At 38.4% G+C, this 24,972-nt stretch carries 19 protein-coding genes; 1 reads left to right on the top strand and 18 read right to left on the bottom strand.

What is annotated here, in order from left to right:
• Nucleotides 1-202: 202 nt before the first annotated feature.
• The 4 genes from lpdA to pdhR form a co-directional block, all read right to left on the bottom strand.
• Complete coding sequence (lpdA, locus tag CIK86_RS00185; RefSeq protein WP_011327104.1) at nucleotides 203-1,630, bottom strand: dihydrolipoyl dehydrogenase; 1,428 nt, start codon at nucleotides 1,628-1,630, stop codon at nucleotides 203-205.
• Between the two features lie 157 nt (nucleotides 1,631-1,787).
• The gene (aceF, locus tag CIK86_RS00180) at nucleotides 1,788-3,740 is read right to left on the bottom strand and encodes a pyruvate dehydrogenase complex dihydrolipoyllysine-residue acetyltransferase (RefSeq protein ID WP_086997660.1); all 1,953 of its coding nucleotides are present in this window, start codon (nucleotides 3,738-3,740) and stop codon (nucleotides 1,788-1,790) included.
• A gap of 10 nt (nucleotides 3,741-3,750) precedes the next feature.
• Nucleotides 3,751-6,417: a pyruvate dehydrogenase (acetyl-transferring), homodimeric type gene (gene aceE / locus CIK86_RS00175; protein ID WP_086997657.1), complete on the bottom strand. Its 2,667-nt coding sequence runs from the start codon at nucleotides 6,415-6,417 to the stop codon at nucleotides 3,751-3,753.
• 83 nt (nucleotides 6,418-6,500) lie between these two features.
• Entirely contained in the window at nucleotides 6,501-7,250 is a 750-nt protein-coding gene (gene pdhR, locus CIK86_RS00170) for a pyruvate dehydrogenase complex transcriptional repressor PdhR (RefSeq protein WP_086997654.1), read from the bottom strand.
• A gap of 788 nt (nucleotides 7,251-8,038) precedes the next feature.
• On the opposite strand from pdhR, the gene CIK86_RS00165 reads away from it, so the two are divergent.
• Nucleotides 8,039-9,457, top strand: coding sequence for an MBL fold metallo-hydrolase (locus CIK86_RS00165; protein ID WP_086997651.1), 1,419 nt, complete (start codon nucleotides 8,039-8,041; stop codon nucleotides 9,455-9,457).
• A gap of 493 nt (nucleotides 9,458-9,950) precedes the next feature.
• On the opposite strand, the gene CIK86_RS00160 is transcribed toward CIK86_RS00165, so the two are convergent.
• From CIK86_RS00160 to CIK86_RS00095, 14 genes are all read right to left on the bottom strand, one after another.
• Nucleotides 9,951-11,117, bottom strand: a complete 1,167-nt coding sequence (locus CIK86_RS00160; RefSeq protein ID WP_086997648.1) for a nucleotide sugar dehydrogenase — start codon at nucleotides 11,115-11,117, stop codon at nucleotides 9,951-9,953.
• Between the two features lie 116 nt (nucleotides 11,118-11,233).
• On the bottom strand, nucleotides 11,234-12,001 hold the full coding sequence (locus tag CIK86_RS00155; protein ID WP_086997644.1) for a glycosyltransferase: 768 nt from the start codon (nucleotides 11,999-12,001) through the stop codon (nucleotides 11,234-11,236).
• 16 nt (nucleotides 12,002-12,017) lie between these two features.
• Nucleotides 12,018-12,812 carry a hypothetical protein gene (locus CIK86_RS00150; protein WP_086997641.1) on the bottom strand — a complete coding sequence of 265 codons (795 nt, stop codon included), beginning with the start codon at nucleotides 12,810-12,812 and terminating at the stop codon, nucleotides 12,018-12,020.
• Nucleotides 12,813-12,880: 68 nt separating this feature from the next.
• Complete coding sequence (locus CIK86_RS00145; protein ID WP_086997638.1) at nucleotides 12,881-13,954, bottom strand: EpsG family protein; 1,074 nt, start codon at nucleotides 13,952-13,954, stop codon at nucleotides 12,881-12,883.
• Between the two features lie 13 nt (nucleotides 13,955-13,967).
• A complete protein-coding gene (locus tag CIK86_RS00140; protein ID WP_179300457.1) occupies nucleotides 13,968-14,708 on the bottom strand; it encodes a hypothetical protein in 741 nt (246 codons plus the stop codon).
• 235 nt (nucleotides 14,709-14,943) lie between these two features.
• Nucleotides 14,944-16,353 carry an oligosaccharide flippase family protein gene (locus CIK86_RS00135; RefSeq protein WP_086997632.1) on the bottom strand — a complete coding sequence of 470 codons (1,410 nt, stop codon included), beginning with the start codon at nucleotides 16,351-16,353 and terminating at the stop codon, nucleotides 14,944-14,946.
• A gap of 52 nt (nucleotides 16,354-16,405) precedes the next feature.
• Entirely contained in the window at nucleotides 16,406-17,536 is a 1,131-nt protein-coding gene (locus tag CIK86_RS00130) for a TDP-N-acetylfucosamine:lipid II N-acetylfucosaminyltransferase (protein WP_086997629.1), read from the bottom strand.
• A 74-nt stretch (nucleotides 17,537-17,610) separates the two neighbouring features.
• Nucleotides 17,611-18,177 carry a galactoside O-acetyltransferase gene (locus CIK86_RS00125; protein ID WP_086997626.1) on the bottom strand — a complete coding sequence of 189 codons (567 nt, stop codon included), beginning with the start codon at nucleotides 18,175-18,177 and terminating at the stop codon, nucleotides 17,611-17,613.
• Between the two features lie 4 nt (nucleotides 18,178-18,181).
• Entirely contained in the window at nucleotides 18,182-19,267 is a 1,086-nt protein-coding gene (locus CIK86_RS00120; RefSeq protein WP_086997623.1) for a DegT/DnrJ/EryC1/StrS family aminotransferase, read from the bottom strand.
• A gap of 2 nt (nucleotides 19,268-19,269) precedes the next feature.
• Nucleotides 19,270-20,190, bottom strand: coding sequence for a glucose-1-phosphate thymidylyltransferase RfbA (gene rfbA / locus CIK86_RS00115; protein WP_086997620.1), 921 nt, complete (start codon nucleotides 20,188-20,190; stop codon nucleotides 19,270-19,272).
• 81 nt (nucleotides 20,191-20,271) lie between these two features.
• Nucleotides 20,272-20,631 carry a four helix bundle protein gene (locus CIK86_RS00110; protein ID WP_086997617.1) on the bottom strand — a complete coding sequence of 120 codons (360 nt, stop codon included), beginning with the start codon at nucleotides 20,629-20,631 and terminating at the stop codon, nucleotides 20,272-20,274.
• A gap of 57 nt (nucleotides 20,632-20,688) precedes the next feature.
• Complete coding sequence (locus CIK86_RS00105) at nucleotides 20,689-21,855, bottom strand: dTDP-glucose 4,6-dehydratase (protein ID WP_086997614.1); 1,167 nt, start codon at nucleotides 21,853-21,855, stop codon at nucleotides 20,689-20,691.
• Nucleotides 21,856-21,954: 99 nt separating this feature from the next.
• The gene (locus CIK86_RS00100; protein ID WP_086997611.1) at nucleotides 21,955-22,914 is read right to left on the bottom strand and encodes a Wzz/FepE/Etk N-terminal domain-containing protein; all 960 of its coding nucleotides are present in this window, start codon (nucleotides 22,912-22,914) and stop codon (nucleotides 21,955-21,957) included.
• Between the two features lie 361 nt (nucleotides 22,915-23,275).
• Complete coding sequence (locus CIK86_RS00095) at nucleotides 23,276-24,610, bottom strand: hypothetical protein (protein WP_086997608.1); 1,335 nt, start codon at nucleotides 24,608-24,610, stop codon at nucleotides 23,276-23,278.
• Nucleotides 24,611-24,972 lie beyond the last annotated feature (362 nt).

Genomic DNA, 24,972 nt, shown 5'->3' with positions numbered 1-24,972 from the left:
TAGGCGGGAGTTTACCTCGCGCAATGTTTTTTTAATTTTAACAAGCGCGGCATAAAGCCCCGCCTACGGACGGCCTAAACACTGAGCTTGGTTTGATCTCTGCCTAATACCTAATACCTAATACCTGATACCTAAAACCTGCTTTTCGCCCATAAAAAAACCCAAGCTGGGCTTGGGTTTTTAAACAATTAACTAAAAGAAATTACTTTTTCTTTTTAACTGCTTTTTTATTTGGTAAGTCAGTGATTGAACCTTCGTAAATTTCAGCTGCTAGGCCGATTGATTCGTTCAATGTTGGGTGAGCATGAATGGTAAGTGCTAAGTCTTCGCCATCTGCGCCCATTTCTACTGCTAGGCCAATTTCGCCCAGCATTTCGCCTGCGTTAATACCAACCATAGCGCCACCGATTACACGGCCACTTTCTTTATCAAAAATAAGCTTAGTAGAACCTTCAGTACGCGCAGATGCAATTGCACGACCTGATGCAGCCCACGGGAATACCGCAGTTTCAATGCTAAGGCCTTGCTCTTTTGCTTCTTTTTCAGTTACACCAACCCACGCCATTTCTGGATCTGTGTAGGCAATTGAAGGAATACATTTAGGATCAAAGTAATGTTTTTGGCCAGAAATAACTTCAGCTGCAACGTGTGCTTCGTGAACCGCTTTATGCGCAAGCATAGGTTGGCCAACAATGTCGCCCACTGCAAAAATGTGCTCAACGTTAGTTTTAAGCTGCTTATCAACATTAATAAAGCCGCGGTCATCAACGTTAACGCCTGCTTTATCTGCATCAAGTAACTTACCGTTTGGTGTACGGCCAACTGCTACAAGTACTTTGTCGTAACGTACTGGTTCTGCTGGTGCGTTTTTACCTTCAAACGTTACATATAGGCCATCGTCTTTTGCGTCAATGCCCGTTACTTTAGTAGAAAGCATTACATTAAATTTGTCGCTTACGTACTTTTGGTAAATTTTAACAATGTCTTTATCAGCAGCTGGTACTAGTTGATCAGCAAATTCAACTACGTCGATTGCTGAACCTAGTGCACGGTATACTGTGCCCATTTCTAGGCCAATAATACCACCACCAAGTACAAGTAGCTTTTCAGGGATATCTTTAAGCTCTAGTGCGCCAGTTGAGTCAATTACGCGATCATCTTCTGGGATGAAAGGTAAGCTAACTGGTTTAGAACCTGCAGCAATAATTGCGTTGTCGAACGTAATTGTTGTGGTACCGTCGGTGCCTTCAACAGCAATGGTGTTGCTGCCAGTAAATTTACCGTAACCGTATACAACTTTAACTTTACGCATTTTCGACATGCTAGTTAAGCCACCAGTAAGTTGGCCAATAACAGAGTCTTTCCATGAACGGATTTTGTCTAAGTCAATTTGTGGTGCGCCAAAAGTAACGCCATGATCGGCCATTGCCGCTGCGTCATCAATTACTTTAGCTACGTGTAAAAGCGCTTTTGAAGGGATACAACCCACATTTAGACATACACCGCCTAGTGTATCGCGAGACTCAACTAGTGTAACTTCTAAGCCCAAGTCAGCAGCACGGAAAGCCGCAGAGTAACCACCAGGACCACCGCCTAGTACAACAACTTGAGTTTTTAATTCATTGCTCATGCTATTACCTTAATTATTTGAACGGGACACAGCCCCAAGGTTTAACTGCCATGCTTCTGCGAGGCAGAAATTCTGTGCAAAGATTGTATCATTGCAAATGGTAAAAATCCCAGCAAAAAACAACTGGCTGGGATTTCATTTCATACATTTTTAGCGATTACATCACTAATTGACGAATATCGCTCATGTAGCTTGCCAGCGTAACAGTAAAGCGTGCTGCTAGCGCACCGTCAATCACTCTATGGTCGTACGACATTGACAATGGCACCATAAGTTTTGGTTCAAACTCTTTACCATTCCATTTTGGCTTCATTTCAGATTTAGATACACCTAAAATAGCCACTTCTGGCGCGTTAACAATCGGCGTAAATGCCGTACCGCCAATACCGCCTAAGCTTGAAATAGTAAAACAGCCTCCTTGCATATCTGCCGAGGTAAGCTTACCGTCGCGTGCTTTAGCTGATACTTCCATTAGCTCGCGCGATAGTTCAATAATGCCTTTTTTATCAACATCTTTAAACACAGGTACTACTAAACCATTTGGCGTATCAACCGCTACACCAATATTAATGTACTTTTTAAGAATTAAGCTTTCGCCGTCGTTAGACAGTGACGAGTTAATAGTTGGAAATTCGGCCAATGCTTTTGCTGCGGCTTTCATTACAAATACTAGTGGCGTAATTTTAACACCTAGCTTTTTCTTCTCGTTAAGGGCATTTTGCTCTTTACGGAATTCTTCAAGGCTGGTTATATCGGCTTCGTCGAACTGAGTAACATGTGGGATTTGCACCCAGTTACGGTGTAAGTTTTTACCCGATAGCTTTTGAATACGCGATAGTTTTTTCTCTTCAATTTCGCCAAACTTAGCAAAATCAACTTTAGGCCATGGAATAAGCCCAAGCTCACTGCCGCCTGCGTTGCCTTTACCTGCCGACAATTGACCAGATTCAACTTGCTTAACTAGGTTTTTAACATAGTTTTGCACGTCGTCTTTTACTACGCGGTTTTTACGACCAGAGCCTTTTACATTAGCTAGGTTTATACCAAACTCACGTGCTAAGCGGCGTACCACAGGCGATGCATGTGCATACGCGCTGTTATTCGCAAAGCTTTCGTTGCTAGCTGCTGGAGCAGATTGCGTCGCTGTTTCGGCTTTTGGTGCTGGTTTTTCGCTTTTAGCAGCAGGTGCTGACTTTTCGGCTTCAGGTTTAGCTGCTGCAGCAGGTGCGCCACCAGCAACTTCAAAAACAAAAATTAACGAGCCGGTCGATACTTTATCGCCCGTAGCTACTTTAATTTCTTTAACTGTGCCTGCAAACGGTGCCGGAAGCTCCATTGCTGCTTTGTCGCCTTCAACATTTAGTAACGATTGATCTTCAGTAACGCTGTCGCCAACGGCTACTAAAATTTCGGTCACTTCAACTTCGTCGCCACCAATATCAGGCACGTTAACTTCTTTTGTGCTTGATGCTGAGCTTTGCTCGGCCGCTGGCGCTGCTTTAGTTTCGGCTGGTGTTGACTCAGCAGCAGGTGCTGCAGACTCACTACCCGCTACTTCAAATACAAATACCAATGAACCGGTTTTTACTGTATCGCCAGTCGCTACTTTAATTTCTTTAACTGTGCCAGCAAATGGCGCAGGTACTTCCATTGATGCTTTGTCGCCTTCAACGCTTAAAATAGACTGATCTTCAGTAACGCTGTCGCCAACGGCTACTAAAATTTCTGTTACTTCAACTTCGTCATCGCCAATATCTGGCAAGGTTACGTCTTTTGCTGCAGAGCCAGAAGCAGCTGGTGCTGGTTTAGCGTCAGTTGCAGGCGCTTTTTGCTCTGCTGCAGTGTCGCTTTTAGCTTCACTTGCACTTTCGCCTTCACTCTCGCCTTCAAAGATAAACACTAAAGAGCCAGTAGCTACGTTGTCGCCAATGCTTACTTTAATCTCTTTTACCGTGCCAGCTGTGTCGGCCGGCACTTCCATTGATGCTTTGTCGCCTTCAACGGTTAGTAATGCTTGATCAACTTCAACAACGTCGCCAACGGCTACTAAGATTTCGGTTACTTCTACTTCATCACCACCGATATCGGGTACTTTAATTTCAATACTCATTGCAAACCTCTTATGCGTACAGTGGGTTAAGTTTGTTGGTGTCGATATTGAACTTTTTAAGTGCTTCAATAACTACCGACTTTTCAACTTCACCACGTTTAGCAAGTTCAGATAACGTAGCAACTACAACGTAGTCTGCGTTAACTTCAAAGTGACGACGAAGGTTTTCGCGGCTATCAGAGCGGCCGTAACCATCGGTGCCTAACACTTTATAGTTATTGCTAGGAATAAACGAACGCGCTTGCTCTGCGTAGTTTTTCATGTAATCGGTTGCTGCAACCGTTACTGAATCGTTTAATACGCTAGTGATATACGCTGTTTTTTGCTCGCCTTCAGGGTTAAGCATGTTAAAACGCTCAACATCTTGGCCATCGCGCGTTAGCTCGTTAAAAGACGTTACTGAGAATACGTCAGACGCAACACCGTAGTCTTCGCTCAATATTTTAGCTGCTTTACGTACTTCAGTCATAATAGTACCCGAGCTTAATAGCTGTACGTTGGCTTTTTTGCCTGCGTAGCTCTCTAGCTTGTAAATACCTTTACGAATACCTTCTTCAGCGCCTTCTGGCATAGCTGGCTGATGGTAGTTTTCGTTCATTAACGTTAAGTAGTAGTAAATGTTTTCTTGATCGTCACCATACATACGACGAATACCATCTTGAATGATAACCGCTACTTCGTATGCGTACGTTGGATCGTAAGAAATACAGTTAGGTACTGTGCTGGCAAGAATATGGCTGTGGCCATCTTCGTGTTGTAAGCCTTCGCCGTTAAGCGTAGTACGCCCTGCTGTTGCACCTAATAAGAAACCACGTGCTTGCTGATCGCCTGCCATCCATGCCATGTCGCCAACGCGTTGGAAACCAAACATAGAGTAGTAAATGTAAAATGGGATCATTGGTAAATCGTTGGTGCTGTACGATGTTGCTGCAGCAACCCATGACGACATTGCACCTAACTCGTTAATACCTTCTTGCAGTACTTGACCCGATGTAGCTTCTTTATAGTAAGAAACAATATCGCGATCTTGAGGTGTGTAGTTTTGGCCATGTGGGTTATAAATACCAATTTGGCGGAACAAACCTTCCATACCAAAGGTACGTGCTTCGTCGGCAATAATAGGTACTATGTTTTTACCAATGCCTTTGTCTTTTAGTAAAATATTAAGAGCACGAACAAAACCCATAGTGGTAGAAATATCACGTTTTTGTTCTTCAAGTAGCGGGTTAAACGCTTCTACTTCTGGCACTGTTAGCTTTTCGCTAAAGCGTGCAATACGCTTAGGTGTATAACCTTTAAGCTCTTCACGACGAGCGTGTAAGTAAGTGTGCTCAGGAGTGCCTTCTTCAAGCGTTAAATAAGGCAGTTCGGTTAGTTGCTCTTCAGATATTAAATCGTCAAGGCCTAGGCGTGAGCGTAGGTGTGCAACATGCGACATGTCCATTTTTTTAACTTGGTGCGCAATATTTTTACCTTCAGCCGCTTCACCCATGCCGTAACCTTTAACGGTTTTAGCAAGAATAACAGTAGGACGACCTTTGGTTTCTTCTGCTTTTTTAAATGCAGCAAATAATTTAGATGGCTCATGACCACCACGCTTAAGCGCAAAAATTTCGTCATCTGTCATATCAGCAACAAGTGCAGCTGTTTCAGGGTAACGACCAAAGAAATGTTCACGTACATACGCGCCATTTTTTGCTTTATACGTTTGGTAATCGCCGTCAACCGTTTCGTTCATTAGTTGTAATAACTTACCGGTTTTATCTTTAGCCAGTAATATATCCCAACCGCTGCCCCACACTAGCTTAATTACGTTCCAGCCAGCGCCTTTAAATAGGCCCTCTAGCTCTTGAATAATTTTACCGTTACCCATAACTGGGCCATCTAGGCGCTGTAAGTTACAGTTAACTAAGTAACATAGGTTGTCTAGCTTTTCGCGTGCAGCAAATGAAATAGCGCCACGTGATTCTGGCTCATCCATTTCACCATCACCTAAAAACGCATATACACGTTGGTTTTTAGTGTCTTTTAAGCCACGGCCGTCTAGGTATTTTAAAAAGCGTGCTTGGTAAATAGACGAAATAGGACCAAGGCCCATAGAAACCGTAGGAAACTGCCAAAATTCAGGCATTAATTTAGGATGCGGGTACGACGGTAAACCTTCGCCCCCTACTTCTTGACGGAAGTTATCTAGCTGCGATGCCGATAAACGCCCTTCAACAAATGCGCGTGCATAAATACCCGGAGAAATATGACCCTGGTAATAAACTAAGTCGCCGCCGTCTACATCGTTTGGTGCTTTAAAAAAGTGGTTAAAACACACTTCATAAAATGCCGCAGACGATTGGTAAGACGCCATATGGCCGCCTAAATCGAGATCTTTTTTCGATGCACGCAATACAATCATTATCGCGTTCCAACGAATTATTGAACGAATACGGCGTTCAATATTTACATCTCCCGGGTAAGCAGGTTCTTGCTCTACCGGAATTGTATTGACGTAGTTAGTGGTAATACCCGTTGGCATATCTACGCCATCTAAACGGGCTTGCTCTAACACTTGCTCAAGTAAAAACTGAGCTCGTTCAACACCTTCTTCGCGCACAACCGATTCAAGAGCTTGTAACCACTCTTGTGTTTCTAGCGCGTCTACGTCAATTTTATTGACTTCAGACATATGGAGGTTTCCTTATGTTTAAAATACGAATGTTGTGTATTTAACACATCCCACTTACTAATTTTGAGTAAGGATGTATTTGCTTAATTTTGTTTGGTGCGTCTTAAACTGCGTTCAATTCGCGAATGTTCTTTACCCGCTTCAAGTAATGCCTCTTCTATATAGGCTAAATGCGCATTACTAGCTAAGCGTGCTTCTTCGGGCTTACCTTCAATAACAGCATCCATTAGCAAACCACGGTGGTGGCCTAATTGGTTACTGATATCTGATTTTGTTAATAACGCTGTTAAATTTTGCAATACATTTTGCTCAAGCAATGCCTGCATGCCTCTCACTAAATGCAGTAAAACAATGTTATGTGACGCCTCTGCAATACAAAAATGAAAAGCATTTATTGCTTTCGCTTTTTGTTGTAAGTCGTCTTGTACCAAAGCAATTTGATCAAAGCTTTGTTTTACTTTAATAAAATCGTTATTGGTGCCACGCAGTGCAGCGTAATACGCGGCAATCCCTTCTAATGCATGACGAAATTCAAGTAAATCAAACTGCGATTCTGGATGTTTACTGATCAAATCAAACAGCGGATCAGTAAGCCCTTCTTCTAGCTGATTTTTTACATACGTACCGCCGCCTTGGCGCCTAGTTACTAAACCTTTAGCTTCAAGCTTTTGAATCGCTTCGCGCAGTGATGGCCGCGATACTTCAAATTGCTTAGCTAACTCACGCTCCGGTGGCAGTTTTTCGCCTGGTGCCAACGAACCCTCAAGAATCATGTTCTCAAGTTGTTGTAAAATCACATCCGATAATTTTGCAGCTTTAATCTTTAAAGACATCAGTCAACGTCCGCGTTGTATAAATACCAAAAGCCCTTAAAACCAGGCTTTGAACAGAACAATTTAACCAAAAGGTAAATTGGTCATACCAAATTTTGACATACGGTAACAAAAAGCCTAATTGCTGTCAATTTACAGTAGCTTTAAGGACACTTAGCCAGCGTAACGCATTCAGCGCAAAGTTTAAAGAATACACAAAATAGTATAAATAAAGAAAGCTAAATGAGACGAAAATAAATTGGTCAGACCAGGGAGGGTAAAAGTGATAACGTAGAGTTTAGGTGTTTTAGCAGTCAAAAATAAGTAAACACCCCGTAGTCCGCAGTGTGATTTTAATTAAAGCCCGTTTATTCACAAAGAGGTTAAGAGAGCGCTGCGCTTTAGAGCAGTGAAAAGTAATAGCTTAAAATGTTAATTTTTTAATATTTTCTCATTTACTCTCATTGCCTTCTCTTTGTGAAATAGTATCTTTTTTGAAAAGTGAGGTGTAAAACCGCACTTACACAATCCAAGCACCGTGCTTGGTTTTATCTTTTGTCTGGGATTTGTAAGTGCCAAGCTTGCTGGCGCGATATTTTTAACAAAAACTATAATTACTTAAAACATTCGCACTACGTGCGCGCGGTGGCAAGCCACTCGCCTACGGGTTAATTTAAACAAGCGCGGCTTAAGCTATGCTGCCCTTGCATTTAAACTAATTAAAACTAAGCTGTTACAAACAACATGGCTAAATATTTAAAAACCGCTTTAATCAAAAAGCCCCTCTTTTAAACTCACAAGGACGATAAATGAAAATACTGCATCACGGAGCTGTTAATGGCGTTACGGGCTCATGCCACGAACTATTAATAAATAGCAATTCATCGGTACTCATTGATTGTGGATTATTTCAGGGGGAAGATTCAAAAGCCGATTTATCAATAGAGTTTAGTATTAGCAATGTCACGGCGTTAATTGTTACTCATTGCCATATTGATCATGTGGGGCGTATACCGTATTTATTGGCTGCGGGATTTAAAGGGCCTATTTACACCACTAAAGCGTCGGCAAGTTTATTGCCACTGGTGATAGAGGATGCATTAAAAGTAGGGGTAACACGCGATCCTAAAATAATTGCAGCCTGTTTAAGCTTATTAGCTAGGCGCATTGTCGCGGTCGATTTTAAAACCTGGTTTAACTTACCCATAAATATTAATAGCTCTAAAAATGCACCAGCAGCCAAAGCGCGGTTTCAGCGAGCTGGGCATATTTTAGGATCAGCCTATGTGGAAATTGACATTACTAACACTAAAACTACGAGCAACGGCAACGGCAACAATAATAAAAACACCCATCGCGTAGTGTTTTCTGGCGATTTAGGCGCACCGCATACGCCGCTATTACCCACACCTAAGGCGCCCTATAAAGCCGACACCTTAGTGATTGAATCGACCTACGGCGATAAAAACCATCAAGGACGTAAAGAGCGTACCCAAACATTAAAAAAAGTAATAGAAGGTGCGGTTGCCGATAACGGCGTGGTACTCGTGCCCGCGTTTAGTATAGGCCGAACCCAAGAGCTACTTTACGAGTTAGAGCAGTTAATTCACAGCGCAGCTAAAAACTCACCATGGCACAGCATACATGTAATACTCGACTCCCCCATGGCGGCAAACTTTACCGAACAATATAAAAGTTTTAAACATTTATGGGACGCTGAAGCAAAGCGCAAAGTAGCCAAAGGCCGCCACCCGCTCGACTTTAAAAACCTAACCACAATCGACACTCATAAAGAGCACATGGCAATTATTAATTACCTAGCCACCCGCCAAACCCCCGCCATTATTTTAGCTGCCAGTGGCATGTGCACCGGTGGGCGCATTGTTAATTACCTAGAGCGCTTTTTAAGTGACAAAACCACCGACATACTATTTGTAGGCTACCAAGGGCGTGGCACGTTAGGGCGCGATATACAAACCTATGGCCCTCGTAACGGTTATGTATTTATAAATAACACCCGTATTACCATAAACGCCAAAGTACACACCATAAGCGGCTACAGCGCCCACGCAGATCAAAATGGGTTAATAAAATTTGTAACCGGCATGCGTAAAAAGCCCAGCCATATAAAAATAGTACACGGCGACGATGATGCAAAAAATGCACTAGCCAAAAAATATAAAGAAGTTTTAAGTGACGAAACGTTCGTAGAAATAGCCGAAGGGTAAATATTAATAAAAGGATCTCGCTCCGTGGGCGGGAGCTTACCTCGCGCAATGTTTTTTAATTTTAACCAGCGCGGCGTAAAGCCCCGCCCACAACAAACACCCACCCTATAGGCGGAAGATCACCTCGCGCAATGTTTTTTAAACCTTAAACCTTAAACCAGCGCGGCATAAAGCCCCGCCTACAACAAACACCCAAACCCGTGGGCGGGAGTTTACCTCGCGCAGTTTTTTAAACCTCAAACCTTAAACCAGCGCGGCATAAAGCCCCGCCTACAACACCCAACCCGTAGGTTGGAGTTTACCTCGCGCGATATTTTTTAAACCTCAAACCAGCGCGGCGTAAAGCCCCGCCTACAACACCCAACCCGTAGGTTGGAGTTTACCTCGCGCGATATTTTTTAAACCTCAAACCTTAAACTTGCGCGGCGTAAAGCCCCGCCTACAATAAACACTCACCCGTGGGCGGGAGTTTACCTCGCGCAGTTTTGTAACTTTAATCGTTACCAAACAAATCTCGTGTATAAACCTTATCTGTAATATCGCTAAGTTCATCAACCATACGGTTTGATAACACTACATCCGACAGTTGTTTAAACTCATTTAAATCTTTAATTACACGAGAATGATAAAAGGTGTCTTCCTCTAATACTGGTTCAAATACAACAACCTCAATACCTTTGGCTTTAATACGTTTCATAATCCCTTGAATTGCTGAAGCCCTAAAGTTATCTGAACCGGTTTTCATTACCAACCTATACACACCAACAACTTTTGGGTTTCGCTTAATAATAGAGTCTGCAATAAAGTCTTTACGCGTTCTATTTGCATCAACTATTGCACCAATTATATTATTAGGCACATCTTTATAGTTAGCTAATAACTGCTTAGTATCTTTAGGTAAACAATAACCGCCATAACCAAAAGACGGGTTGTTATAATGAGTACCAATACGAGGGTCTAGCCCAACACCTTGTATTATTTGCTTGCTACTTAAACCATGCGCTTCTGCGTAACTATCTAGCTCATTAAAGTAAGCCACACGCATTGCTAAATATGTATTTGAAAAGAGCTTAATTGCTTCAGCTTCAGTTGAGTCAGTAAATAACACTTCAATGTTTTGCTTAACCGCTCCTTGCTTAAGTAAGTTAGCAAACACTTCAGCACGTTCACTTTGCTCACCAACCACAATGCGCGAGGGGTATAAATTATCGTAAAGTGCCTTACCTTCACGTAAAAACTCAGGCGAAAAAATAATATTTTCGTTATTAAGCTTTTCTTTTAAAGCTTGTGTAAAGCCAACAGGCACTGTTGATTTTATTATCATTACGGCATGTGGATTTAGGGCGTTAACATCCTTAATAACCGCTTCAACACTTTGAGTATTAAAGTAATTTGTTTCTGGATCGTAATCTGTCGGTGTAGCAATAACTACAAAATCAGCACCTTCGTATGCAACTTGCTTGTCCGTTGTTGCTATAAAGCATAACTCATCACGCGTTAAAAACGCGCTAATTTCAGTATCTACAATAGGCGACTGCTTATTATTTAAAAGCGCTATTTTTTGCTCGTCTATGTCTAAAGCAACAACCTCATTGTGCTGTGATAAAAGCATGGCGTTTGAAAGCCCCACATACCCAGTGCCTACTATAGCTATTTTCATTTGATAATTGTCCTATACGTATAATGTTCTAAAGCTTTATATATTTTTAATACATTTATTAAATCAACGCTTTAGTAATAATCTATGGTTAAAATAAACAAGAATGATTGAAATCACTATTTACGAAAAACAGCTCGCCACGCATAAAAACAAAAACACTTTGTAGCAGAAAAAATATTTAACATTTCAATATCCCGGTATATATTCCATTGACGTATTATTTTTTTAAATTTATTTCTAGATATTGAATCTGGTAAAATCCGATATTGGGTTAAAACTTTAGGTAATAAGTATGCCTTACTTCCGGTTTTTAACAGCTTTAACCACAAGGCATAATCTTGTCCTGTTCTAATTAACGGCATGGTAATATCGCTAAATGCATTTCGGCGAAGAATAACCGTTGAACACCCCATTGTCGCTTTTTTACAAAGCTGTTCAGCATAAGAAAAAGCTCTTTTATCAGTGGTATCAACCTCTTTCTTAAGCTTATTACCTTCACCATCTACAAGCTCATAAGCTGTAAATGAAAAATTAATTTCATCGTTACTTTGCATAAATGATATTTGCTCATGTAGCTTATTTGGCAGCCAAAGATCATCACTATCTATAAAAGCAATATACTCACCCGTTGCATGACCCAAAGAAACATTTCGGCTCACAGCTGCCCCGCTATTAACGGTATTTTTAAAAACAATCACTCTGCTATCATTTTTTGCAATATTTTCTAAAATATCCAAAGAAGAGTCTACAGAGCAGTCATCTGTAACTAACCACTCCCAACAAGGATAGTTTTGTGCTTTAATTGCATCGTAAACGGTCTTAATATATAAAGATGAATTGTACGAAGCGGTAATTATTGAAACCTTTGGAACATCTACACTCATTTGTATTTCCGTAAAATCATTTCAGCTTAAAAAAGCCTTTAAATGAAAACATTAAAGCTGAAAAAAAACTTGCTAGCTTAACTTCCTTTTTTAATAGTCTTTTAAAATAAAAAGCGACTAGCAAAGGAATGCCATAAAAACCAAAAACCCTACGAAATATAGCCCCTTTAGTGATGTTAGCTAACTCACTTGAAAAGTCGCCTCCAGAGGTAATATCGCGATGAATTGATGTAACTATTGGCACAAAGCGACCACGACCACCTTTATCTAAAATATCTGCTAAAAAGATATTCTCTTCACCCGACTTAAAGAATGCCCCCAAACCAAAACGAGTGTCAAAGGCTACTCCTTTATTAATAACTTTATTTCTATTAACAATTATCTCAATAGAGCTAACTTTCATAATACTAACGCTACTATGAAAAAACTCTGATTTTGCATAGTTTTTTCGTTCTTGGCGCTCATTTATTGCATATTTTGTTGTTATAAAGTCATCATTACTGCTTTCTAATTCATTAAAAGCTTCAATAACTCCGTTGGGAACAACCTCAATATCATCATCTGCTAACCAAACTAAATCTGCACTTGTCGAAAGGAGTCCCAACATACGGCTCCTAGCTAACCCCCTATCAAACGAGTAAATAACATTGAAAGCTGAGCAGTATTCGTTTTCAACCACCCTATCCTCAACTTCAAACATTTGACAAACTATTGTTGAGCGAATTCCCGTCGTTGAATAACAACTTGTAGCTAAACAAATCGTTTTTTCAAGCTGACTGTAAACTGTAGATATAATTAATTCTTTTTTCATACTCTCAATTTAATACCTATGTAAAACCAGCGTAGGCCAAAATCTATCCTTAACACTTACTCATATAGCTAAAAATAAAACTTACCTAATATATTATAAGGGGTGTATTGTTCTGTGTTTGTCATTGTAAAAACAAAAAACATTACAATTAACGATAAAACCAATAAATATATAGGCTTACCTATACCTTTAAACATCCGCATTAAATAAGTAAGCAGTACAATATTTGATATATTAAATATAATCACAAACCTATCGCTTAAATCTTCAAACTGTAAAAGTAAAATACTAAATATAAGACCAATAAAGCTTAGATTAAAAAACACATGGTAATATTCAAAACGCTTGGCTAATCTTTCATATAAATATAACAAAATAAAAAACATTAACGGTTTTTCAATGAATGAAAACGAGAATGGTTTTGCTTCTCCAGATGCTACATATGATTTAAAAGCGAAAAAAATCACATTAGAGCTAGGCAACATATCTGCAATAATTTTAATTATATTTATACTTTGCAAGAATACGGCTGTACCTAATATTAATAAAAAAACTCTTGCACTAAATCGCTTATGTACAAAAAAATACAAAGGTAGCACTATAATTAAACTCACATGAAATGTAATAGCGAGAGCATTTAGTAAATAGTAATAAATTGCATTTCTGGATTGTATATACTGGATAGAATATAAAAATATAGCGACGGCAATACCTTGCCTTAAAAAAATCATATTAAACTGAAAATACCCATACCTCATATACAACAACAAAGAAAGGATAGTCATCGGGGTATAAATAGAAGCGCTTTTATAAGTAATACCTATAGTTAATAAGGCAGTAAAAACAAGGAAGAAATTAAAATCATCAAAAATCGCATGAACAATAAAGTTATAAAGTAAATAACCTTTTTCTAAGCGGCTGTTTTGCGCAAAATAATAAAACAAGTTAGACATATGCTCTGGAGCATCATTAAAAACTTGAAGGTATACTTCCCAATCAGGTTTAGCTCCTACCTCATGTCTTAATCCAGCAAATAGCGCAAGCGTAATAACAACTAAGTAGCCAATAAAGCTATAATCACGCTTAGATACAGATAAGTACGAACACAGAGCAACTACAGCCGTGAGAATAAGGTAAATCATTTAAAAAAATTCATTACTTATCAAGCTCTAACTCTAAAATCAATTTTTCATACAAAGAGTTTTTATCAAATACGGTGTTTTTATCTAATCCATCTCTACGTAATTGCTCGTTCCATAAGTGCAATGCTTTAGCACCACTAAGATCCACACCTTGTTCACAAGGGAAAAATATTTGCTTCCATTGTGTAGACGACACCGGGTAATAGCGCTGCACCGGAGCTGCGAATTCTAATAGCTCATCTTTTTTCACAAAGCCAGTGAGTGCTTTAGGGCCAGTAATACCCCAAGGCAAATAAGAAAAATCCGACCGCCCCCACGTTCTGCCAATAAGCTTTCTGATTAAAAATTTAAACGTATCCCAGCGAGTAAATACAAACGGGTTATTACAATAATTACTTAAATTACTAAACAGTGCATTACCGGCTTTTTTTGTGCCAATAACAGCATTGTTAATATAGCTTTCATTCTCAAAGCCATAATCGAGTTCGTTCTCAATATAAAAGGGTGATAAACAAATTACATCCATATCTACCCAATATGTATTGCTGCATTTAAATAGCATTTCATAACGAAAGTGATTAGCAAACCCAGCGTAACTTCCTTTGCCTTTACCAGTTACAGAGCCATAAGTGAATACTTTTTCTTTAGGTAAAATTAAATTAGCATCTAGCACCTCAACACCTTGCGGTATATTTAGCACTTCGTCATAAGTATATAAATACACCTTATGCCCTGCGCGTAAAAAAGAGGTCAAACACACTCTTTCTAATCTAGATAAAGCCCCACCTATCCATAATGATCTTATTTCTGCCAACATCTAACTTTTACCTATTTTCATAAATTAATTCCTTGGCGTACAAATTCGTTGCTCATTGTGCAGCGCAGCAAATTTGAGTAATCGCGCTATTATCCCGCATTAAAGAACTCGGTTCAATAAACTTAACCGCTATAAAGTATACGCTTTATTAAATGTATGCTCGATTGCAAACCTAAACAGTTTTACGCAAAATATAATTTTTAATTTGTGCAAATTCATTTCTAAAAAACAATAAAGTACTTAACAATATTACAACCCAAAAAAGTATAAATTGAGCGCTAAACTCTTGAGCATACAAACTGTTTGCAACAGCACCAAGCACTAACACCGTTGAGTAAACATACATTGTTCTACGAGGAATTGGCTGCCACACATAAATAGCAAACTCCGTCCTCATTATAAAAAACACCCAAAAAGCAACGCACGTACTTACAGCAGCCCCGGCAGCGCCATAAATAGGAATTAACCAGCCATTACCAAGTAAGTTAATTATAAATGCAATGCACGCAGCTAACATAGCAAAGCCCGAGCGACGAGTAACCCCAATTCCCACTACCGTTGTTTCCGAAAGTGTATATAACAATGGATACCCTAAACACGATATTAAAATCCACTGCACTGAGTCATAAGAACTTGGAAGAATAAAAGTAATCAGCCAAGAGAACAGCCCTGATAAGCTAAATAAAATAATAACCGCAAGTAAAACAAACCGATTAACTTTAATAATTTTATCAAAGTGTTCACCTTGAGCAGCCCACTTATAAACGGTTGGAGCCCATACGGTAGAAAAAACACTTTGAAAAATAGTCGCTGAAGCAGCAAAGCTAACGGCTACCGAATACAAACCTAGTTGTTCAAAGTCAGATAACTCTTTTAATAAAATTTTATCGGTAGCGGTGAGCCCCCAAAAAGCCAGCCCACCAAAAATAAGTGGCGCGCCAAAGCTTAGTAGCTTTTTCAAATAAGCATAATCAACTTTTTCTGAAATAGCGCTAAGCCACTCTTTACGCGTATTAAAAGTGTATATAATACAAACAAATAAAATAGCAGCTACATTCGCTAACAATAAATTTGTAATCGTATTATTTACCGACAAAACGACATAACTGCCAATAATTAAAATAAGCAATAATTTGGGCAACACTTGACTCATCGAAAAAGCAATTCCCTTTTCGTTCATACGTAAAATAAGCGATAAAAAACGAGAAATAAAACTTGCTAATATAACCAAAGCAACCAGTAAACTTAAAAACTGACTGTCTATATCAAAAAGCCAAATAGATATCACATTATTCGCACTAAGTAGCGCACTTAAGGTAAGTAGCAGCAACAATAATCCAGGTAAAATAACTGTTTTAAATAAGCCTGGTTTATTCTTAGTCTCATGAAATTCGCGCACATAAGCTTGATCAAGCCCTAAACTAAAAAGCAAAGTACTAAAGCTTATAACCACGTTAAGCATAGCTAAACGACCAATATCTTGCTGCGAAAAAAGCCATGTAATTATAGGCAGAGTAATAAAGCTAAGTAGTGCGCCTGCTAGCGGGCCTAAAGCAAACGCCGCAATTTTTTTAGGGGTCATAACTGCCTACCTTTTAATATTTCATTTTCATTTATAACTTAAGTAGGTCTTATTACAGCGGGCACTCAATAAGCATTTTTGTTTTATTTAAAATAGAATCTCTGCCCCAAATTTCATATAAATATATTTTATTTTTTTCAATTTGCTCTTGTGTCAATTCAGTTAAAAAATCTGGCGAGACTATATCCTCTAAACAAAATACAAAAAAGCCTTTTTCTTTCAAAAAGGTATAAAGCAGGTTTCGTTTATCTAAAAAAACTTTAGCACCCAAATTCAAAAGTGCAATAATATTCCCCACCCCTTGCTGACGCTTATGAGGCATAATAACAAATGAACACGATGAGATAAGTTGCATATATTCATCAAAAGGCATAAAACCATCCAGCGCTAAAACCTCACCACTAAAATGCTGATGCGCGTATTTTTTTACTAACTCACCATACTTTTTATTTCCATAACTTAACGGAATAATTAATTTAGAGCCTATATTTTTAGCTTTGCATAGCAAATCTATACCATCAAGATGATTACACGTAAGGGTTGCACTATTACCAAGTAAAATATTTTTACCACTTAATACATTCGCATTTTCCTTAGCCCAATTATCCTCCATGGTTCCGTAATTCCAATCCATAAGCTTAGGGGTGTTTTTTCCAGGCCATTTAATAGCTTGGTACTCACTCGTTAATACAGGGCAAAATATATCAACTCTTTCCATTATTTTTATTTTTTGTTTTTTTTGTCTGTATTTAAAAAAAATTAAAAGCTTAATAGCGTTTTTAAGCTTTACTATAAAGCCCTCGCCTTGCATTAACTGCTTATTACTCATTAACTGCAGGCTTTTTTGGCTAAACAATTCAAATTCATTTTTAAAAATAAAGTCGTAGTAGTCGTAACCAAACCCCAGCCAAATTACTCTAATATTTTTAGGTATATTTACTGTGTACGCAAAAATAGAATGCAATACAACCGCATCAACACCCAACCAAAAGGTATCTTTTTTAGAATCACTTGCTAATTTTTTTTTACTTATTATTTTTTTATTTTTAAAATTAACGTGCTTAATATGAGCATGGTTTTGTACTACAAGTAACGTATTACTAGCTGGATATACCATTTCAAAGGCACTTATCCCCATATCTATAAACTTTTCATCTGCCGATAAATGCAATATATTTTTCATACTTCCTAGCTATAAAATACAATTTAATTTATTTTTAGTGCCATAAAACGCAAAGCACCCTGCTGCCTAAATACCTACTTATTATCAATAAGAAGTTTTTTTGCTAGCTGCAATATGTTTTTTTTTCTGTCTTTAATTTTTTTTGCAGGAACACCTGCAATAATTTCAAAGCTAGAAAAGCTTTTAGATACCAATGACAAACTTCCCACAGCAACACCCTCAGCTAAGGTTACACCCGGCAAAATAACACTGCCCGACCCCACAATTACATGCTCAAATAAAAACACAGGGGCTTTAACTACGCTTGTTAGCTCTTGTGGCACCATAGGGTTAGTCATAAACTCGCCACTGTAGTCATCACTAGAGCTATATATAGACACCCTAGATGAAACATTACAAAAGTCACTTAACGTTATTTTACCTGCACCTATTAATAAACTAAAAACAGCTATGTGAATATAATTACCAATTTCAATACCTGCATCACCGGCCGACAGCACCACAAAGTCATCTATTCTAACATTACTGCCTATAGAAATATTTGCAGCGCCATATATACTAGCCTTATCTGATATACGAACATTTTCCCCTACTGACTTAAAGCCAATATTTTTTAACTGTTGTGCAGATAAAATAGCCATCAAACTATCTCTTTATGGTGTTTTTAACTAAGTGAGTGACAACTAAAACATCATCTAACGTCATGTATGCGTGCAGTGGTAAACAAATTACCCCGCCCGAAATCTTACGGCTAATTTCACAGCCAAAACTTTTTTGGCCACTGTATGCCAAATCAAGCGAAGGCGTAAAGTATCGTCTGCTCTGAATGTTATTTTCAATTAAAGCATCTATCACTTTTTGCTGTAGGTGTTCATCTTCAATATAAATAGGCATATAAGCACCATTTATACTTGCTTTAAAAAGCCAAACAGGAAGCTCTACTACAGCCTTTAACTCATCACAATATAAATTAAACAATGCAGCACGGTGGGCTATTACTTTTTCTATGTCGTCAAGCAGCGTTAAACCTACAGCACATTGGTATTCATTTAACTTAGCATTTATTCCTGGCTCACCTAATGTACCATCGGCTTGTATACCAAAATTAATAAGTTGTTTTGCTTTTTCAAAATCGGTTTTATGCTTAAAAACAATAGCGCCACCTTCAACTGTATGAAATACCTTTGTCGCATGAAAACTTAACGTGCTTGCATCACCAAAGTTCAACACAGATTGCTCGCCTACATTCACACCAAAAGCGTGAGCTGCATCGTAAACTACTTTTTTATTATGTTTATTTGCAACCTGAAAAATAGCATCAACATCACACGGATTACCGTAAACATGCGTAGCCACAATACCATCGTAGCTACTGTCTTGCTCAAGCGCGGTATTTAATGCATCAGGGCATAAATTATAACTTTGAGGGTCTATATCACTAAATGCAATATCAATTCCTTGCCACAGCAACGAGCTACTCGTAGCCACAAAGCTAAAAGGAGTCGTAATAGCTGAATTTATTTTCAACACTTTACAAGCAATCTGAATAGCAAGCGTACCATTGGACACTAACAATAAATTTTCCACACCTAAATATGCCTCTAAGCGCTTGGTTAACTGTTGATGCAATGGGCCAAAGTTTGTATACCAGCCACTTTCGTTTACCTGCTGCAAATAACTGCTTAACTTATTTAAATCAGGTGAAAGTGGTTTATTTAATGCAATAGCCATAATTAGTCTTTTATTACTTCCATAAGGTACTTACCATAACCATTTTTTAAAAATGGTTTCGCCAGCTCTGTTACTTGCGCTTTTGTTAACCAGCCATTATTAAAAGCAATTTCTTCTAGGCACGCCACTTTATAACCTTGGCGTTTTTCTATGGTTTCTACAAACTGGGCGGCTTCAAGTAAGCTTTCATGCGTTCCAGTATCTAACCACGCAAAACCACGGCCTAGCATTTCCACATTCAGTTGATTTTTCTCAAGGTAGAGTTCATTAAGGCAGGTTATTTCAAGTTCCCCTCTATGCGAGGGTTTAACTTGTTTAGCCAGTTCAACTACACAGTTATCGTAAAAATATAGCCCCGTTACCGCATAGTGCGACTTAGGCTTTTCCGGCTTTTCTTCAATTGAAATCACTTTGCGATTTTCATCAAATTCAACAACACCAAAGCGTTCTGGATCTTTAACCTGATAACCAAATATTGTAGCGCCTTGGCCATTTTTTGCATTTTCAACCGCGTGTTTAAGTTTAGGTGAAAACCCTTGCCCATAAAAAATATTATCGCCAAGCACTAAACATACATCATCATCGCCTATAAATTCCTCACCTAATATAAAAGCTTGCGCTAAACCATCGGGGCTAGGTTGCGATATATAACTAAGTAATATGCCAAATTGAGAGCCGTCACCTAACAAACGCTTAAAACTATCACCATCTTCAGGAGTCGTAATTACAAGCACTTCACGAATGCCTGCCAGCATTAAAACCGACAGCGGGTAATAAATCATAGGTTTATCGTAAATAGGAAGTAGCTGCTTAGAAACCCCCATAGTAATGGGGTATAAGCGCGTACCAGACCCACCGGCTAAAATAATTCCCTTGGTACTGCGTAATGATGAATTTTTAGTGCTTAATTTTGAATTATTCATAGATTATTGGCTTTTAATTTTTAATGCGATTAATTAATGTTGAATTTTAAATGTTGAATTTTTAATTCAAAATTAAACATTTCAACACCCTTGTGTTGTTTTTACTATACTTGTTACAAGTTTAGCTAATTCATTGCTTTCCTCTAACAAGCTTTGCACATATAACTCTTTGCTATCTAAATAATCAGTTTTAATTAACAAGTTAATCCAATACTGGGTTTCTCGCGCCTCTTTACTCGCAATACTCATTTTAGCAATAAAATCGGCTTTACTTTGCGCTGCCTGCGCTTCGTTTACATTAGCGCCTATAGATGTCCCGCTGCGCAGTAACTGCTTAGATAACACATACTCCTTGTGCTCTTTCACTAAATATTTATAAAGCTTAACAATACGCACAGAAAATAAAAAACTTTTATCTAACACCACATTTTGCTTAGCCATAAAAAATCCCTTTTCCTTTTCCTTTTAATTAAAAATTCAAAATTCACAATTAAAAATTCAAAACTCCCGCTCTACCCCTAAACGCTCTCGCTGATAGTTACCACTCTGTACATTTTCACACCACGCCTGATTATCTAAATACCACTGAACGGTCTTACGCAGCCCGGTTTCAAAGGTTTCAATGGGATTCCAGTTGAGCTCTCTACTCATTTTTGATGCATCGATAGCATAGCGCCTATCGTGTCCAGGACGATCATCTACATACGTAATAAGAGAAGAGTAAGTTGTTAGGGGCGCTCCATCTTTACACTTCACACCTCTCGCTTCACTCGGTACTAACTCATCGAGTATTTCACAAATAGTGGTGACCACTTCAAGATTGGTTTTTTCGTTATGACCGCCAATATTATAAGTTTCGCTAACTTTACCTTGGGTTAATACTGCATACAAAGCACGCGCGTGGTCTTCAACATATAGCCAGTCGCGAATTTGGTCCCCTTTACCGTAAATAGGTAAAGGCTTACCTTCAAGTGCATTAAGTATTACTAGCGGAATTAACTTTTCTGGGAAATGAAATGGCCCATAATTATTAGAACAGTTAGTAATAACTACAGGTAAACCATACGTTCTATGCCATGCTCTCACTAAATGATCAGAGCTTGCTTTACTTGCAGAATAAGGGCTACTAGGTGCGTAAGCGGTTTGCTCAGTAAATAAAGGTAAATTTTTAATGTTTGATGTTGAATTTTGAATGTTTAATTCATCATTCACCATTGAGCATTCAACATTGTCACTTGGGTGAGGCAAATCACCATACACCTCATCAGTAGAAATATGATGAAACCTAAACCTGGCTTTGGCTGTATCATTTAGTGTGTGCCAATACTCGCGAGCCGCTTCAAGTAAGTTATACGTACCTACTATATTGGTGGTAATAAAATCGCCTGGGCCGTCTATAGAGCGGTCTACGTGAGATTCGGCGGCTAAATGCATAACGGCATCTGGTTTATATTGCTTAAAAACACGGTCAAGCTCTAAACGATTACAAATATCAACACGCTCAAAACTATAACGCTCGTTACTGTCAATACGCGTTAAAGACTCTAAGTTGCCTGCATAAGTAAGCTTATCAATATTAATAACGTAATCATTGGTGTTTTCTATAATAAAACGGCATACGGCCGAGCCAATAAACCCAGCACCACCAGTAACGAGTATTTTCATTTTTAACCTTTAAACTTTTAAATAAAATATAGGGCATACTTATAAAGTATAAAACTGCACTTGTACGTTAGCCTGCACGTTAAGCTGCTTACAATAGCTTTAGTCGGCTTTTTTTATAAAGTTGCGTACCAATACCAGCATTACACTTAAAATGCCTCCAAGCAAAGTACCCAACACGGCAATTAATGCACGTTTAGGTTTAAACTTTTCTTCAGCAACCAATGCCGGATCAATCGTTTTAAAAGCATATTCGCTACGTACATTAGCAAACATAATTGTTTTAGTTTGCTCTTCTATTAAGCTATATAGTACAACACGAATATCGGCTATTTTAGTTTGCTCTATTTGTTGAGTTAAAAATTCAGTGCTTTTATTTGCTTCAATAACATCAAGCTCTTTCATTGTTTGGTTTATATCGGCTATTAACCAATCAACCCACTGCTGTGCTACATATGGCGATACATGTTCAACAGAAAGCGTAACCATGCCACTTTCTTTATCAACATTGGTTGTTACTATTTCTTTAAATTTTTTATACGCCTCTTGCATCGAAGGTTCTGGTTTAAAAGGCGGCTCTACTTCACGTACCCATTTATTTTCGCTTGTTAAATAAATTTCGTCATCGTAAATTATTGTATTGGTTTCACGCTGCCATGTTTTTGCCGCCATTAAATCAGGTAAAACAGCATGCTTTTGCATAAAGTCACTGGCAAACTTGCGTGAGTTAAGTACTTCAAGCGCAAGCTGATTTTTATCAACACTGCCCCCCGCCCCCAAATTAACACCGGCTAAACTTGCCAAACCACCAAACTGGCCAGCTAAAGCACCTAACCCTCCAGCCTTTTCTTGCTCTGCGGGGGCTAATAATGCCTCCGACTTATAAATATCAGCCTGATTAAGAGCATACACAACCGCAACCACAGCAAATAGTGTGGTTATTGCCGTAATTATGCGCTTGTTATGCCACATAACTAAAAACAACTCGTGTAGGTCAATTTCATCATTCACACTTTGGTTTACTGTTGAGTGCTGAGGGTTATTTTTTAAATTACTGTCCATATAAATCCTACAAAATAAACGCGCATATAAAGCAAATATAAAATACAATTTTACTGCTTTTAGTTGTAAAGCGCTTTGGTAGCGGGATATTTAGCCTAGCAACCCCACAAAGCAAAAGATGCAGCAGTGTAGCAAACAACGGCGGGGTTGTGAATTTTGAATTTTGAATTTTGAATTTTGAATTTTGAATTTTGAATTTTGAATTTTGAAACATTAATTAAAAATTTAGCATTTAAAATTAAACATTAGATAGGTGAATTGTGAATTAAAAATTTAGCATTAAACATTAAACTGTTAGGCATTAATTGTCAGCATAAAAAAAGCGAGCCTAAGCTCGCTTTTAAACTAATTATTTAAATTATTAGTTATTAATTACTGGAACTGTAAGACGATCACCATCTGCTTTATGGTAGTAAAGAGCGTTAACGCTACAGTTTGGTGCGTTTACAGTAATGCGAACACGTGCATCACCATCAACAGCATTCGTAGAAGCTAGCTTTCTAACTGCTTGAGAAATATCAGTTACAGTGTTAGCAGCGGCTTCACCAACAACACCAGTGAACTTTTCACCTTTAAACCAGATTTCAGCTGTAACTTCACCAACAACAGTACCAGAGTTAGTTACTGCAACACCTTGTGCATATTGCTTACCAAATGGTAGGAACTTAACATCACCAGATGAACCATCTAGAGACCAAGCACCAGCAGGTGCAGCGTCAAGTCCTTTAACTGTGAACTCACCTTCAGCAGCCTTAACTTTAGCTGTTACCGTGAAGCTTTGTGGTGCAGTAAGTTCAGAACCGCCCTTAGCGTTACCAATAACATTAACATCTAATGCAAGGCCTTCTGTAGCAGCAGTTGTAGCTTCTTTGATTGTTAACTCTGTGTAACCTTCATTGATTGAAAGTGTTCCACTTGCCGGTTTAGTTAATGCAAATGCTTTCTTAAGCTCATCACTACTTAATTTACCATCTTCATTACCACCATTTACTTTTAAATCGTAGTCAGCTGCAAAGCTTAAGTCACTACCAGAAAGTACGTAAGTAATTTCAGTAGTAGAAGCAGTGTCATCGATAGCAAGTTCAAGTGGTGTTGTAGCGCTAGGAGTAACTACAACACTTAGGCTATCTTTAAGGTTGTCCGTACCAGTAAATTCTTGACGACCTTTACCTGTAGAAACTTCACCACTTAACTTAGTTACCTCACCTGCAACATACTGTTGCTCAAAAGCTGCTACTGCAACTTCATCGCCTTTATCATAAGTGCCGATAGTAGGGTTTGAAGATATAACGTAAGAACTAATTTTCACTTCATCTTCATCTGCTGCACTTGTTGCAGTATATTTAACACCGGTAAGCTCAATAGTGCCAGTATCAGGAATATCGGTACCTAAACGCAAACGAATAGTTGTAGGAGTTTGATAATCTAAGAAAGATACGTCAGCAGTAGCTACAGTTATAGCAGCATCAGTATCAAAAGTACCATTAGATAGAGTTAATACTACAACGTCGTTAGCAACGTAGCCTACGCCAGCTGTGATAGTTACATCTGAGGCAATTTTTTTGTCGGCAGCTGAAGCTAATGCATAACCTTCAACTGAATATTTTACAGCTGCAGTAGGTAGAGTAATAGAACCAGCTGTAGCAACTGTAGATACACTAGCTAGTGCGATCGCGATTAATGATTTTTTTAACATTTTTTTCTCCGAGTTTCATGAAACAGGAACGGTCATTGTTCCCTTTTATTGTTTATTGGCTGATCATGCACCATAGGCCGTCACCTAAGTGACTACTAATCGAACCAAGAGTTAGTCTAAACATTGTTAGTTTATTGTCAAGCAATTAACCTGTTTAAAACCAATGCGGTAATGCTACCGCTTTTGGTATTTGCTTACAATACTTTTAATGCGCAAATATTCAGTTTTGGTTAATATTTTACGGCGGTTTTTATTTTTTAATTTTATTACAGCACCTTAGCTAAAAATAAAAACCAATACTTTTTATGAAATTAAAACTTTAGGATTACTTTATTAAGTAAGCACGCAATTTAAAACCACCA

Origin of the sequence: Pseudoalteromonas sp. JB197, from assembly GCF_002332205.1 — a bacterium.
Lineage (GTDB): Bacteria > Pseudomonadota > Gammaproteobacteria > Enterobacterales > Alteromonadaceae > Pseudoalteromonas > Pseudoalteromonas nigrifaciens.
The sequence above is the reverse complement of the archived record's forward strand: the minus strand, read 5'-3'. Positions and strand labels throughout refer to the sequence as shown.